Here is a 14,184-nt window from a genome sequence, read left to right on the forward strand (position 1 = left end):
TCCTCCTCAGCGCAGGCGGCGCAGATACGGGTCGTGGGGCCGGCGCGGCAGCAGGCGCACCCGTGCATCGAGCACGGTCACTCCGCCCGGTGTCGCGAGTACGGGGTTGAAGTCGGCCTCGGCGAGCTGCGGCAGGTCGCTCGCCATCCGGGACAGGCGCAGCAGCAGCTGTTCGAGACCCTCGAGGTCGACGGGCCGCGCACCGTTCGCACCGAACAGGAGCGGGGCACAGCGCGGGGCCGTGATCAGGTCGTGCACGTCGTGGTCGGTGAGCGGGGCCAGGCGGGCGGCATGGTCGGCGAGCACCTCGGTGGCGGTGCCGCCGAGGCCGAAGAGCACGAGCGGGCCGAAGACCTCGTCCTGGACGACGCCGGCGAACAGTTCGGTGCCGCGGTCGGCGAGCGGCTGCAGCACCACGCCCGTCAGCAGGCCGGCGAACCGGGTCTCCAAGTCGCGGAAGGCGGCGCGCACTTGGGAGTCGCCGCGCAGGTCGAGATGGACGGCGTGTTCGGCGGTCTTGTGCAGCAGGCCGGGCCAGTGGCCCTTCATGACCACCCGGCCGTCGGCGCCGCGCAGCCGGTCGGCGGCGAGGACGGCGTCGTCCTCGGTCTCGGCCCAGGCCCACGGCAACTGGGGTATGCCGTAGCAGTCGAGGAGTGCGGCGCACTCGCGCGGGCCGAGCCAGCCGCCGTCCGGGTGTGCGTCGAGGTAGGTCTCGACGGTGGAGCGGGCGCGTGTCGTGTCGACGCCGTGGAGGGCGGGGACCGTCCCGGCGGGGCGGGCGAGCCATTCCGTGCGGCGCACGGCATGGGCCAGCGCCCGTGCCGCCGCCTGGGGTTCGGCGTACGAGGGGACGGTGCCGCCGTCGGTGGCGGGCAGCAGCTCCACGGGCAGCGCCTGTTCGAGGCGTACGGCGACCACCGGCTTGGGACGGGGTCCGGACAGCCGGGTCACGGCCCGTACGAGGTCGTCGCCGGTGGCCGCGGCCACGGCGGTGGGCACCAGGGCGACCAGGACGGCGTCGGCGTCGCCGTGCCGCATGAGGCGGTCGACGCACTGTGCGAGCTGGTCCTCCGAGACGGCCGCGGTGGCGTCGACGGGATTGCCGGCGGCGGCGCCGTCGGGCAGCAGGGCGAGCAGGTCGTCGACCAGGTGCGGGGTGGGCGCGGGCACCATCAGTCCGGCCTCGGCGCAGGCGTCCGCGGCGAGGACCCCGGCTCCGCCCGCGTTGGTGACGATCGCGATCCGGGGTCCGGCGGGCAGCGGCTGGGAGTGCAACAGGGCCGCGGTGTCGAGGAGTTCGCCGACCGAGCGGGTGGCGGTGATGCCGGCCTGGGTGAACAGCGCCGCGCGGGTCATGGTGCGGGTGGCGGCCGCGGCGGTGTGCGAGGCGGCGGCACGCCGGCCCGCGGCGGTGCGCCCCGCGTCGACGGTCAGCACGGGCATACGGCGCGCCACGCGGCGGGCGGTGTGGGAGAAGGCCCGGGGGTTGCCGAACGACTCCAGGTGCAGCAGCGCCAGGCGGGTGCGGCCGTCGCTCTCCCACCACTGGAGCATGTCATTGCCGCTGACGTCGTACTTGTCGCCGAGCGACACGAAGGACGACACGCCGATTCCCAGCCGGGACAGCCCGTCCAGGAGGGCGATGCCCACCCCGCCGGACTGCACGGCCACGCCGGCCGTGCCGGGGCGCGGGTGGTTCGCGGCGAAGGTCGCGTCCAGGCTCAGCTCGGGGTCGGTGTTGGACAGGCCCAGGCAGTTGGGGCCGACCAGCCGCATGCCGTAGGTGCGGCAGGCCGCCAGCAGGGCCCGCGCCTGGTCGGCGTCGAGCCCGGCGGTGACCACGAGCAGGGCCCGTACGCCCGCCTTGCCGCACTCCTCGGCGGTGGCGGGGACCGCGGCGGCGGGTACGGCGACGACGGCGAGGTCGGGGGTCCGGGGCAGGGCACTGACCGAAGGGTGGCAGGGCACGCCGAGGAGGGAGGTCGCGGCGGGGTTCACGGCGAACATGCGGCGGGTGTAGCCGCCGGCCTTCAGATGGTGCAGGATCGCCCGGCCCACGGAGCCCGGTTTGCGCCCGGCCCCGATGACGGCGATCGCCTGCGGCCGCAGCAGGGGGCCCAGGCTGAGCACATCGGCGGCCCGGCCGCGCTCCTCGACCGCCGAGAAGTAGGTGTCGTCCTCGTCGAGCGCGATGGTGCAGCGCACCTCGGGGCCCTCGAAGCGCCGGCCGATGTGCAGGCCGAGGTCGGCGAAGAGCCGGAGCACCTCGCGGTTCTCGCTGAGCGCGTCTGCGGTGAACGTGGTGACGCCCTCCGCGCGTGCGGCGGAGACGAGGTGTTCGACCAGGAGGGTGCCGACGCCGCGGTGGTGCAGCCCGTCGGCGACCGCGATGGACATGTCGGCCTCGGTGCCGAGGCCGCCGGTGTCGTACTCGGCGAGACCGATCACCTGGCCCATGCGCTCGGCCAGCAGCGCGCGGTATCCCCGGTGGGGCGCGGCACAGGCACGGTCGGCGGCCATCTCGGCGGAACGCGGGCTGAGACCGAAGAACCTCAGCCGCAGGTTCTCCGAAGACATCTCCTCGTACAGCCCCTGCAGTTGGTCGTGGTCGGCTGCCGCCACGGGACGGATGCACACCGTGGTGCCGTCCGCGAGCAGGGCGTGGACCGGGGGCGCGCTGGTCGTGTGGTCCGTCATCGCGGTCTCCTCCAGGTTTCTCTCCACCTCGAGCGTCCAGCGGAACGGGGCGGGGTCCCAGGGGCTGACCGGCGGTGACGAGGGGGCCGGTCGGCCCTCGGTGCCGGCTGCTCCACCGATCACCCGGCGCCGTCGGCCGGGCGGACCCCACCCACCTTCGAAAACCGGCGTCCGTCACGCGGCCTCCCGTCGCCGTGGGCCATACGGGCCCAAGGGGCGCACCGTCCGGCCCTCCCTCGCCGCTCGTGCGGCGACCAGCCTTGAGCGTGGGAGGCGGATGCGCGGCATTTCGCCGCGCCGACACCGGAGGTGCGCCATGACCGGACCTGTCGTCGTCGGAGTCGACGGCTCTCCCGCGAGCGTGACAGCCGCGTGGTGGGCGGCACGCGAGGCCGTGGACCGGCACCTGCCCGTGCTGCTGCTGCACTCCTGGACCACCCAGCCGCTCGACGTGCCCGTCGCGCAGGAAGCCCTCGACAAGCAGCGCTATGGAGGACGGGTGCTGCAGCGGCTGGAGGCCGAGCTGCTGCACCGGTACGCCGGCCTCTCCGTGGTGACGGAACTGGTGTCGGAGTCCGCCTCGAAGGCTCTCGTGGACGCGGGCGAGAGCGCGGCGCTCCTGGTGCTGGGCTCGCGCGGTCACGGCTCCGTGGCCGGCTTTCTGCTCGGCTCCGTCAGCCTGCACGTCCTGGGCGTGGTCCAGTGCCCGGCCGTGACCGTGCGGGCCGGCGATCCCGCCGTGGAGGACGGCTGGGGACACCCGGCGGCGATCGGGCGGCAGGAGGTCGTCGTCGGTGTCCAGGAACCTTCACCGGTGGCCGATCCGCTGCTGGAGTTCGCCTTCACCGCGGCCGAGTTGCACGGAGCCGGGGTGCGCGCGGTCCGGGCGCTGCCGCCGTCGTCGCTGGTGACGCATCCGCACGCGTCCCGCGCCGGGGAGAGCTACGAGGCGGACGAACGCGCGCGGCTCGCCGCGGACCTCGCGCCCTGGCAGGAGAAGTTCCCCGGCGTCGAGGTAGTCGAGCACGTCGCGCGGGGTTCCGCGTCCCAGGTTCTGCTCGCGGCGTCCGCGCGCAGCAGGCTCACCGTGGTGGGCCGCCGGCGCCGTCCCTCGCCGCTCACCTGGAAGCTCGGCCCCGTCGCGCACGCGGCCCTGCACCACCTGCCGTGCCCCGTCGCCGTCGTACCGCACGGCTGACCCGCACCGCCCGACCGATCGAGGCTTGTCATGGACCGAAGCAGCATGGGGAAACAGCAGCGGCGCCGGCTGTTCGGGGCGCCGAGGCTCGAACCCGTCCTGCTGGCCGTGACGGCGGCCGCACTCATCACGGGCGGCGTCGGCCGGCTCGCGGGCGCTCCTGGTCTCGCCGATCTGTGCTGGGCTCTGGGCACCGTCGCCGCCGTGGGGCCGTCGCTCGGCTGGGTGCTGGCCGACCTGCGGCGCGGCCACGCCGGCGTCGACGTGATCGCTGTGCTGGCGCTCGTCGGCACCCTGCTGGTGCACGAGTACCTGGCCGGAGCGCTCATCGCGCTGATGCTGGCGACGGGTCGCACCCTCGAGGCGGCGGCGCAGCGGCGCGCCTCCCGTGATCTGCGGGCCCTGCTGGAGCGTGCACCGCGCACCGCGCGGCTGCTCACCGACGACGGGGTGAGCACGGTCCCGTCGGAGCAGGTCGCCGTCGGCGATCTGCTGGTCGTCGGGCCCGGAGAGGTGGTGCCCGTCGACGGCCGGGTGGCCGGGACGGAGGCCGTGCTGGACGAGTCGGCGCTGACCGGCGAGCCGCTCACCGTGCGGCGCGTGCAGGGCGAGTCGGTGCGCAGCGGGGTGGTCAACGCGGGCAGCGCCTTCGAGCTGCGCGCCACCGCGGCAGAGCAGGACAGCACCTACGCGGGGATCGTGCGGCTGGCCCGGCAGGCGGGCGCGGAGTCGGCTCCCGTGGTGCGGCTGGCCGACCGGTACGCGGCCTGGTTCCTGCCGCTGTCCTTGGCGGTCGCCGGGCTGGCCTGGCTGCTGAGCGGTTCCGCCGTGCGGGCGGTGGCGGTGCTGGTGGTGGCGACGCCGTGTCCGCTGCTGCTGGCGGCCCCGGTGGCCGTCGTCTCGGGTCTGTCCCGGGCCTCCCGTCTGGGGGTGGTGATCCGCGACGGAGGGGCGCTGGAGAACCTCGGCCGGGCCCGGACGCTGCTGCTCGACAAGACGGGCACCCTCACGGCCGGCCGGCCCCGCGTTCTCGACGTGGTCGCGGCGCCGCGCTGGCAGCCGACCCAGGTGCTGCGGCTTGCGGCCTCCCTCGACCAGTACTCCCCGCACGTCCTGGCCGAGGCCGTGGTCGACGCGGCCCGCGAGCGGGGGCTTCGGCTGTCCGTGCCCGATGATGTGTCGGAGGAGCCAGGCCGCGGTGCGGCCGGCACAGTGGCCGGGCGACGGATGACGATCGGCCGCCGCGCCGAGGCCGCCGAACTGCCCGGCTGGGCAAGGGCGGTGGACAACCGGGCGGTCCTGGACGCGGCGGCCGTTGCCTGGCTCTGCGTGGACGGCAGTCCCGTCGGCGCGGTGCTCCTGCGCGATCCGCTGCGTGCGGACGCACCGCGCACGCTGCGCCGCCTGCGCGCGGCGGGCATCGAACGGCTCGTGATGCTCACCGGCGACCGTGCCGAGCCCGCGCGCGAGGTGGGCGCCGTCCTCGGCCTCGACGACGTGCGGGCCGGGCTCGCGCCCGCCGACAAGGTCGCCGCGGTGCGCGCCGAGCACGAGCGTGCCGTCACCGTCATGGTCGGCGACGGGGTCAACGACGCCCCTGCCCTCGCCGCAGCCGACATCGGCGTGGCGATGGGCGCCCGGGGCTCCACGGCATCCTCCGAGGCCGCCGACATCGTCCTGACCACCGACCGGGTGGACCGCCTGGCCGACGCCGTCGCGATCGCCGTACGGGCCCGGCGCATCGCCGTGCAGAGCGCACTCGGCGGCATGCTGCTGTCCCTCGCCGCCATGGTCGCGGCCGCCTTCGGCCTGCTGGCGCCTGCCGTGGGCGCTCTGCTGCAGGAGGGCATCGATGTCGCGGTGATCCTCAACGCGCTGCGCGTGCTGCGCGACGACCGGCGGGGCCGACCGCAGCTCACGCCCTCGGCCGAGGCCCTCATCCACCGGTTCGCCGCGGAACACGACGATCTTCAGGACGTCCTGGACGCCGTACGCGACGCCGCGGACCGGCTGTCGGACGGGGCGGGCCCGCAGTCCCTCGCCGCGGTGGGCGAAGTGCACCGGCTGCTCACCGAGCGCCTGCTGCCGCACGAGGACGCCGAGGAGCACCAGCTGTATCCCGCGCTCGCCCCGACCCTCGGCGGGCCCGAGGCGACCGTCACCATGAGCCGTGCGCACGCGGAGATCGCACGACTCGCCCGCCGCATCGCCACCCATCTGGCGCTGGCCCGCCGCGACGGCTCCTTGTCACCGGAGCAGCTCGACGACCTGCGGGCCTGCCTCTACGGCCTGCACACCGTGCTGCGCCTGCACTTCACGCAGGAGGAGGAGAGCTACTTCTCCCTCGCGCCCTGAGAGCCCCTGCGGCCACGCCCATCGAGGAGACGACATGACCGATCTCCCGCGAAAAACGGGCACCGCACGGCCCGTCCTCGACTGCGCCCATCTCGTACGGCGGTTCGGTGACCGTCACGCTCACCTGGCAGAACTCCGCCGGCCGGGTCCGTCGCACCCACCTGATGGTCCAGTCCGACCTGGAGTCGCGGCTGATCTCCGGCATCCGCGTCGACGGCTGACCCGGCGCCGGACAGGGCCGATGGGTCCTGTCGGCCGCCGAAAGGACCAGTCGGCCCATGCCGGGGCGGGGCGCCCTGTGCTCACGATGTCCGTACGGCCCCGCCCGAAACAGCAGGGCAGGGCATCGAGAAGGTGCCGGAGGTGGCCCATGAGCGCGGTTCCCTCACACCGGTCGTCCAGGCGCCCCGCGACCGTTCTGCACCTTCCCTGTGCCCGGCGCACCGTGGGTGTGGAGGCGGCGCTGCGGCTGCCCACCGTGATGGTGCTGGTGGTCGAGGACGCGTGCACGGCGATCGCCCTGCGGGACTGGGAACGGCGCGAGCCCTCCCACTGGCGCCCGTGGGCCCTCCGTCGCTGGGGCGCGGAGGGCAGGCGGCTGCGGGCCAAGGAGCTGAGGGTGAGAGAACTCGCCGCGCAGAGCCTGGACGCTCCCGACTGACCGAGGAGGTGCGGTGAGGGAGACCCTGCCGCTGGGGCGGATCGCCGGTGTCCGGGTCGGTCTGCACTGGAGCGTGCTGGTCATCGTCGCCCTCGTCACCGCCATGCTCGCGGGCGGCCGGTTCCCCGACGCCCACCCGGGCCACTCCGCGTTTGCGTACTCGGCCCTGGCGCTGCTGACGGCGCTGGCCTTCCTCGCCTCGCTGCTGGCCCACGAACTCGCGCACGCGGTCGTCGCACGACGCAACGGCGTCCAGGTCGAGGGCATCACCCTGTGGATGCTCGGCGGTGTCGCACGGCTGCGCACCGAGGCGCCCACGCCGGCGGCGGAGCTGCGTATCGCCGGTGTGGGCCCGCTGACCAGTGCGGTGCTCGGCGCGGCACTCACGGGCCTGACCCTGTGGCTGGACGCGCTCGGTGTCTCCGGCCTCGTCGTGGAGGCGGTCGCCTGGCTGGCCGCGATCAACCTCGTCCTCGCGGTGTTCAACGCCGTTCCCGCCGCTCCGCTGGACGGCGGCCGTCTGCTGCGGGCGTTCCTGTGGCACCGCACCGGCGACCCGGTACGGGCCACCCGCAGCGCCTCGGCGGCGGGGCGGGCCCTGGGCTGGTTCATGGTGGTCACCGGCTTCGCCGCGGTGCTGTTCCGCGGCAACCTGTCGGGGCTTTGGCCCGCACTGATCGGCTGGTTCCTGATCGCCGCCGCCACCGAGGAGGCCCGCCATGCCGAGCTGGGCGGTGTCCTGGCCGGTCTTCCCGTCCGGCAGGTGATGACCCGCGACCCGGTGACGGTTCCCGCCACGGCGACGGTCGCCGGATTCCTGGCCGAGGGCCCCTTCGGGGCCTACCGGCACTCCGCGTTCCCGGTACTGGCACCGGACGGCGCACCGGCCGGGCTGGTCACGGTCAGGCTCGTCAACCGGGTTCCCCTGCAGGCCCGTCCGACGACCACGATCGCCGACGTGATGCGCCCCCTCGCCGATGTCGCGACCGGGGCACCCGACGAGCCGGTCGTGGACCTGCTGCCGCGCCTCGAGACGAGCGCGGACCGTCGGGCCCTGGTCCTCGACGCGGGGCGCGTCGTCGGCATCGTCACGCTCGCCGACGTCAGCCGCGCGGTGTCCTGGCTGACGGCCACGACACGGCCGCGGGCGTGAGGCATCCGAAGACGGCCCGGCAGCAGGTCGGTGGCACACACGGTCCCCTGACCGCCTGCCTCCTCTCGCGGCCTGACCGTTCACCCGCCTTGTCCACGTGTGGAGCGTGCCGGTGGGCCACCTGGCCCGCCCGTACCTGGTCCACCGACGGCGCGACGCCACCCCGGACACTGTTCCGGCATCGTCGGCGCGTTCAGGGCCGAACAGCCCGGAGTCCGGGCCATCCGGCCCTGAACGGGGCCTGAGTGGCTCTCCTGCCGACGGCTTCGTGCTGCCAGGCTTGACAGGTGATCGTCGCGAGGGCGTCAGCGCCGAGGAGCTGATGTCGGCTCCAGCGGTGTGTGCACACCCGTAGGCGGCCCGCCGTATGGCGGACCACAACGTCAAACGGCTGCCCGTGGTGGATGAGGCGGACCGGCTCCTGGGCATCGTCAGCCGCGGTGACCTGCTGCGGATCGGAGCCTCCCCCTCAGAACCTGAGCCTCACGCACAGCCCTGCCCCGCGTGGGGCGCAAGGTCGCCCGGCGGACCGCCGTCGCCCATGATGGAAACGGAGTCGAACGGCGCGCTTGGAGTTCACGTCCGCGGAGGTGAGCGAAGCCATGAAGGTGGGAGTGCTGACCGGTGGCGGTGACTGTCCCGGTCTCAATGCCGTGATCCGCAGCGTGGTCCGCAAGGGCACCCAGGAGTACGACTTTGAATTCGTCGGCCTGCGGGACGGCTGGCTCGGTGCGCTCCGGGGCACTGTCGTGCCGCTCGGCATTCCCGAGGTGCGAGGGATCCTTCCCCGCGGCGGAACCATCCTCGGCTCCTCCCGCACCAACCCGTTCAAGCACGAGGACGGGGCGAAGCGCATCCGGGACACACTGGCCGCGCACGAGGTGGACGCGCTCGTCGTGATCGGCGGTGAGGACACGCTCGGCGTGGCCACCGAGCTGAGCCGTCAGGGGGTCCGTCTGGTGGGCGTGCCGAAGACCATCGACAACGACGTGTCCGGTACGGACTGCACCTTCGGCTTCGACACGGCCGTCGGAATCGCCACGGAGGCGATCGACCGTCTGCACACCACCGCCGAGTCGCACATGCGCACCCTGGTGGTGGAGGTGATGGGGCGGCACTCCGGGTGGATCGCACTGCGGGCCGGTGTCGCGGGCGGGGCCAACGTGATCCTCATTCCGGAGCGGCCGTTCGACATCGACCAGGTCTGTGCGTGGGTGCAGAGCAGGTTCAAAATCAACTACGCGCCGATCGTCGTGGCGGCCGAGGGGGCTCTCCCCAAGGAGGGCCAGATGATCGTCAAGGACCGGACGCTCGACGAGTTCGGCCATGTGCGGCTCTCGGGCATCGGCGAGTGGCTGGCCCAGGAGATCGGGGAGCGCACGGGCACGGATGCCCGCACCACGGTCCTCGGTCACGTCCAGCGCGGCGGCACCCCGAGCGCCTTCGACCGCTGGCTGGCCACGCGCTTCGGGCTGCACGCCGTCGACGCTGTCAACGACGGTGACTTCGGCAAGATGGTGGCCCTGCGCGGTACCGAGATCATCCGCATTCCCCTCGCCGACGCCACAGCGCACACCAAGCTGGTGGATCCGTCCCTGTACGACGAGTTCCAGGTGTTCTTCGGCTGAGCCTCTCCACCGTCAGCGGGTGTGCGGGCCGGCCGGCGCGGGTTTCGGCAGGACCACATCGGTGCGGGCTGTCACCTGCGGATACTTGTCCCGCAATATGCGCAGGGCAGCGGAGACCTCATTGGCCGGCCGGTGTGCGTCAAAGCCCACCACCACCTCGGCGGCACCACCTGGCACCCGTGGTCCCTCCCCTAAGTTCGCCCTCTTCGTTCGCGACCACGACTCACCGTCGACCAGCCCCCGCACTGGGCGAGGACGTCACCCCCCTCGCGTTCACGGCCATCTGCATCCAGGTCCTGCTGCCCGCGTCCCTCGCCCCGGCCGTGCGGCAGGCTCCGCACGCCGTGGGCGGCCGCTGCGCGTCCACAACACCCTGCACGTGCCACCGGAGATCACCCTTGGGTCCGGGGATCAGCAGAGACGCCGAAGACAGTGCAAGCCGGACAGCTCGCCGGACCTCACGGCCCTGCCCTGGAAGGGCCGGACTTCGAGTGGCCGGCGGGTGAACAGAGACGGGTACGCCTGTTCGGTACGGTCTCGCCGACGTAGCCTGATGACAACGGGAGAAGGACCCGAGCGAAGGCATGTGGTGCGCATGTCCGTGAACACCTCCCAGAACCTCCCAGGACGGCTGCATGAGGTGACGGCGTCGTACCGTTCGACGTGGCTGCAACCACCACACGGAGACGGGTTGGCCCGCAGGATCGACCATCTCGGCGCCTACCTCGACCTGGCCCTGGACGAGCCCGCTGCCGTCCAGAAGGTGCAGGACGCGGCGGCCGAACTGCGCGAGGTTCCCCGCCTGAGCGGCGCTCTTCCCATGATCACCGACACGGCGGTGGCACTCATGGGCGCGGATTTCGGGAACATCCAGGTCATCGACCCGCGCGACGGTTCGCTCGTCCTGGTCACCCAGTCAGGCTTCCGCGACGGGTTCATCGATCACTTCTCGGTGGTCCGCGACGCCAGTTCCGTCTGCGGCCAGGCCGCCCGGCAGAGCGCCCAGACGGTCGTGGCGGACGTACGCGCCGACCGGGCCCTGGAACCGCACCAGAAGGTCTTCCGTGCCGCCGGCGTCCGCGCGGTGCAGTCCACCCCGCTGATCGACCCGGCGGGCCGGATCATCGGCATGATCTCCACCCACGCGTCACAGCCCGGCCGGCCGTCCGTTCGGGACCTGAAATTCATGGAACTCTACGGCCGGCTCGCGGGCGAGGTCATCGCAGGGCATCTCGACGAGTCACCCACGTCATCCACGAGCGGCGACGGCCTGGCCATCCGCCTGCCCGACGCCACCACCCTTCCCCGGCCCGACGATGCGTCGATCGAACTCCTCATGCGGCAAGTGCTGTCCGACACCATCAACCGGATCTTCTCGGCAGGACTGAACCTCGCGGGCACCCTGCAACTCGTGACCGACGACCTCGCAGCGCGGCGCGTGCAGGCCGGTCTGGACGAACTCGACGAAGCGATCCGCCAGATCAAGCGGGCCGCGCTGGAAATCAGCACCCGTCATTCCGGCCGGACCGGAACGGAAGACACCGATCGCCGTCCTTCCGGGGCGCCACGCGTACGGGGCAGCTGACCGGGCGTGTGAAAAGGATCGGGAGCGAACAACCTGCGCCATGCCAGCTCCCCAGGGCCCGCTGACGCCAGTCGTCCCAGGAAGGCGGGAGGAGGTCGCGCAGCGCGCGGCCTCAGGCCCCGAGCGCCGTCCCGTCGTCGACGGGAACGCCCAGTCGGCCTGCCACCGTGGTGAGGGCCGCTCCGAGCGGTAGGTCGACCCGGGCGACCGCGTGCCGGTCGCCCCGGGTCACGTCCCGGTTGATGATGAGCACCGGTTTCCCTGCCTGCGCCGCCTGGCGGACGAACCGCAGTCCGGACATCACCGTCAGCGAGGATCCGAGGACGAGTAGTGAGTCCGCCGCCTGGACGAGGTCGCGGCACTGTTCGACCCGGTGGCGCGACACCGGCTCGCCGAAGAACACCACGTCCGGCTTGAGGATCCCGCCACAGAGCGTGCAGGGCACGACCTGGAAGTCTCCGACCTGGTCGTCGGTGAGGTCGGCGTCACCATCGGGGTTCATACCGGCGGCGACCGGCGCGAAAGCGGGATTGGCCTCCCCAAGCCGTCGGGCGAGTTCCCTGCGCGTGATGAGGACGCCGCACCCGAGGCAGACGACCCGGTCGAGGCCGCCGTGGAGTTCGACGACGCCCTCACTGCCGGCGGCCTGGTGCAGCCCGTCCACGTTCTGGGTGATCACGCCGGAGAGCAGCCCCTGCCGCCCGAACGCGGCCACCGCCCGGTGCCCGGCGTTCGGGCGCGCCCGGCCGAAGGCCCGCCAGCCGAGGTGACTGCGCGCCCAGTAACGCCGCCGCGCGTGCGCGCTGTGGGTGAAGTCCTGGTAGAGCATCGGAGTGTGCCGGCTCAGGCTGCCGCCCTCACCTCGGTAGTCGGGGATGCCCGACTCGGTGGAGATGCCCGCACCGCTGAGCACCAGTACCCGGCCGGCCGCCAGCGCGTCGACGACCGACCGCAGGTCCGTCGTGCTCGGCGGCAGGTCCTCGGTGGGGGTCCAGCTCAGAGTGGGGCGCATGCGCATAGCGCCAGGGTACGAAACCCGTGAACGGGCTACGTCTGGATCGGCCGTGATGTCACGCGGTCACCGCCATGGGCAACAGGCGATGACGCGGCCCGGGGGCTTCTGGTCGGGAGCGGGAGAGCGGGCGGCAATCACCACTTGCTCTGCTTGATCTGCTTGATCTGCTTGATCTGCGCCGAGAAGGACGCTCCGTTCAAGGTCGGAAGTCCGGCACACCGCATCCCGCGAAGCCGGTGCGGCCCTTCGGGCACGCGCATGCGGCGGTCCTTGGCGCCGTCACTCGCAAGGTGGTCGCCGACGGCGTGCCGGCCTCTCGACGGGGCCTCGAACCGGCATTGCCACGTTTTTTCACTTGCGCGAAGCGCAGTTGACCGAAGTGGGGCTGACCTGCACGCTCAGTGCGTCCGGTGCCAGAACAGCCGGTCCGGAAAACGAACGGGACCGCTGACTACCGGCCAGCCGGGCGGGCGCGTCGAGTGGGTGGATGCCGGGCGAGATGGTCATCGCCCGGTGTCGCGTCCCTGGTCATGGGGCCTGATCCGCCCTGATTCCCCGGGAGTTGCACTACCCGCGCCCCTCAACCGCGCGGCCGGAAAGGCTCCTTGTGGGGCGGTCGGTGCATGGCCATACTCATCGACGCTTCAGCTGGCATGGTCACGCCAGCAAATCAAGCCGGCTCCATGCCCTCCCCGATCCCTCCGGTCCTGCCTGCCCAGCGGGCGGGACGCCCCCCTCAGGAGGCTCACTCGTGACGAACCGTCCGACATCCACCGCCCGCCTCACCCTGGCGGGCACCGCCGCGGCGGCCCTCGCCGCCACCGCCGTACTGCTGCCGGGCGCCGGCGCGGCCACCGCCGCACCCGCCGCTCCGGCCCACCAGGCGAGGGCCGCAGCCGCCCTCGCCGCCCGGCTCGGCGACCGCGCCGCCGGCTCCTACTACGACGCCGCGTCCCGGCGGATCGTCGTCGACATCACCGACCGGTCGGCCATCCGGCAGGTCCTGGCCGCCGGAGCCGTCCCCAGAGTCGTGCCCTACTCCACGGCCCAACTGCACTCCGCCCTCGCCACATTGGCCAAGCAGGCCCGGATCGCCGGCACCGCCTGGTCGATCGACCCCCGGCAGGACAAGGTCGTGGTCACCGCCGACCCCACCGTCACCGGAGCGAAGCGCACCCGGCTGAACGCGGCGCTCAACGCGCTCGGCGGCAAGGCCGTCCTGCGTCACGCGGCCACCCCCTTCAGGCCGCTCGTGGCCGGCGGGGACGCCATCTGGGGCAGCTCGGTGCGCTGCTCCCTCGGCTTCAACGTCAGCGTGAACGGCGCCCCCTACTTCCTCACCGCCGGACACTGCGGCAACGCCTCCTCGAGCTGGTCCGACTCCCAGGGCGGCAGCGAGATCGGCCAGACCGTCGACTCCCAGTTCCCCGGCACCGACTACGCCCTCGTGCAGTACGACGACGCCGGCTCATCGCCCGCCAGCGAGGTCGACCTGTACGACGGGAGCACCCAGCAGATCACCGGCGCCGCCGACGCCTACGTCGGTGAGTCGGTCGAGCGCAGCGGCAGCACCAGCGGCCTGCACAGCGGCTCGGTCACCGGCCTCGACGCCACCGTGAACTACTCGGAGGGCTCCGTCTCCGGCCTGATCGACACGGACGTCTGCGCCGAGCCCGGCGACAGCGGCGGCGCCCTCTTCGACGGCTCCTTGGCGATCGGCCTCACCTCGGGCGGCAGCGGCGACTGCAGCTCGGGCGGCGAGACGTTCTTCCAGCCGGTGACGGCGGCGCTCAGCGCGGAGGGGGCCTCGATTCCGTAGTCGCCTCGACTTCCCCGGGTGGCCGCTCACTTCGGCGAGCGGCCACCTCGCCGGCCGTCCTGGCCGATCG

10 protein-coding genes and 1 pseudogene are annotated in these 14,184 nt (G+C 73.0%); 8 read left to right on the forward strand and 3 right to left on the reverse strand.

Annotation, left to right across the window (positions count from 1 at the left end):
* Positions 1–6 precede the first annotated feature (6 nt).
* On the reverse strand, positions 7–2,700 hold the full coding sequence (locus ACFY1U_RS39100) for a GNAT family N-acetyltransferase (RefSeq protein WP_390698788.1): 2,694 nt from the start codon (positions 2,698–2,700) through the stop codon (positions 7–9).
* A gap of 316 nt (positions 2,701–3,016) precedes the next feature.
* Here ACFY1U_RS39100 and ACFY1U_RS39105 point away from each other — a divergent pair, with 316 nt between their 5' ends.
* The 7 genes and pseudogenes from ACFY1U_RS39105 to ACFY1U_RS39135 all read left to right on the forward strand — a co-directional run bounded on the left by ACFY1U_RS39105 (position 3,017) and on the right by ACFY1U_RS39135 (position 11,280).
* On the forward strand, positions 3,017–3,898 hold the full coding sequence (locus ACFY1U_RS39105; RefSeq protein WP_390698789.1) for a universal stress protein: 882 nt from the start codon (positions 3,017–3,019) through the stop codon (positions 3,896–3,898).
* Between the two features lie 30 nt (positions 3,899–3,928).
* Positions 3,929–6,253, forward strand: coding sequence for a heavy metal translocating P-type ATPase (locus tag ACFY1U_RS39110; protein WP_390698790.1), 2,325 nt, complete (start codon positions 3,929–3,931; stop codon positions 6,251–6,253).
* A gap of 370 nt (positions 6,254–6,623) precedes the next feature.
* Positions 6,624–6,914: a hypothetical protein gene (locus ACFY1U_RS39115; RefSeq protein WP_390698791.1), complete on the forward strand. Its 291-nt coding sequence runs from the start codon at positions 6,624–6,626 to the stop codon at positions 6,912–6,914.
* 13 nt (positions 6,915–6,927) lie between these two features.
* A complete protein-coding gene (locus tag ACFY1U_RS39120; protein ID WP_390698792.1) occupies positions 6,928–8,067 on the forward strand; it encodes a site-2 protease family protein in 1,140 nt (379 codons plus the stop codon).
* Between the two features lie 292 nt (positions 8,068–8,359).
* Positions 8,360–8,524: pseudogene (locus ACFY1U_RS39125) on the forward strand (CBS domain-containing protein); the annotation flags it as partial.
* Positions 8,525–8,669: 145 nt separating this feature from the next.
* Entirely contained in the window at positions 8,670–9,695 is a 1,026-nt protein-coding gene (locus ACFY1U_RS39130; protein ID WP_390698793.1) for a 6-phosphofructokinase, read from the forward strand.
* Between the two features lie 691 nt (positions 9,696–10,386).
* Positions 10,387–11,280 carry a GAF domain-containing protein gene (locus ACFY1U_RS39135; RefSeq protein WP_390698794.1) on the forward strand — a complete coding sequence of 298 codons (894 nt, stop codon included), beginning with the start codon at positions 10,387–10,389 and terminating at the stop codon, positions 11,278–11,280.
* A gap of 112 nt (positions 11,281–11,392) precedes the next feature.
* Here ACFY1U_RS39135 and ACFY1U_RS39140 read toward each other — a convergent pair whose 3' ends face one another.
* Both ACFY1U_RS39140 and ACFY1U_RS39145 read right to left on the reverse strand, forming a co-directional pair.
* Positions 11,393–12,298: an NAD-dependent protein deacetylase gene (locus ACFY1U_RS39140; protein WP_390698795.1), complete on the reverse strand. Its 906-nt coding sequence runs from the start codon at positions 12,296–12,298 to the stop codon at positions 11,393–11,395.
* 131 nt (positions 12,299–12,429) lie between these two features.
* The gene (locus ACFY1U_RS39145) at positions 12,430–12,555 is read right to left on the reverse strand and encodes a hypothetical protein (RefSeq protein ID WP_390698796.1); all 126 of its coding nucleotides are present in this window, start codon (positions 12,553–12,555) and stop codon (positions 12,430–12,432) included.
* Positions 12,556–13,046: 491 nt separating this feature from the next.
* Between ACFY1U_RS39145 and ACFY1U_RS39150 the strand changes: the two genes are divergently transcribed.
* On the forward strand, positions 13,047–14,114 hold the full coding sequence (locus ACFY1U_RS39150) for a S1 family peptidase (RefSeq protein ID WP_390698797.1): 1,068 nt from the start codon (positions 13,047–13,049) through the stop codon (positions 14,112–14,114).
* Positions 14,115–14,184 lie beyond the last annotated feature (70 nt).

This window comes from Streptomyces sp. NPDC001351 (genome assembly GCF_042896045.1).
In the GTDB taxonomy this organism is placed as follows: Bacteria; Actinomycetota; Actinomycetes; order Streptomycetales; family Streptomycetaceae; genus Streptomyces.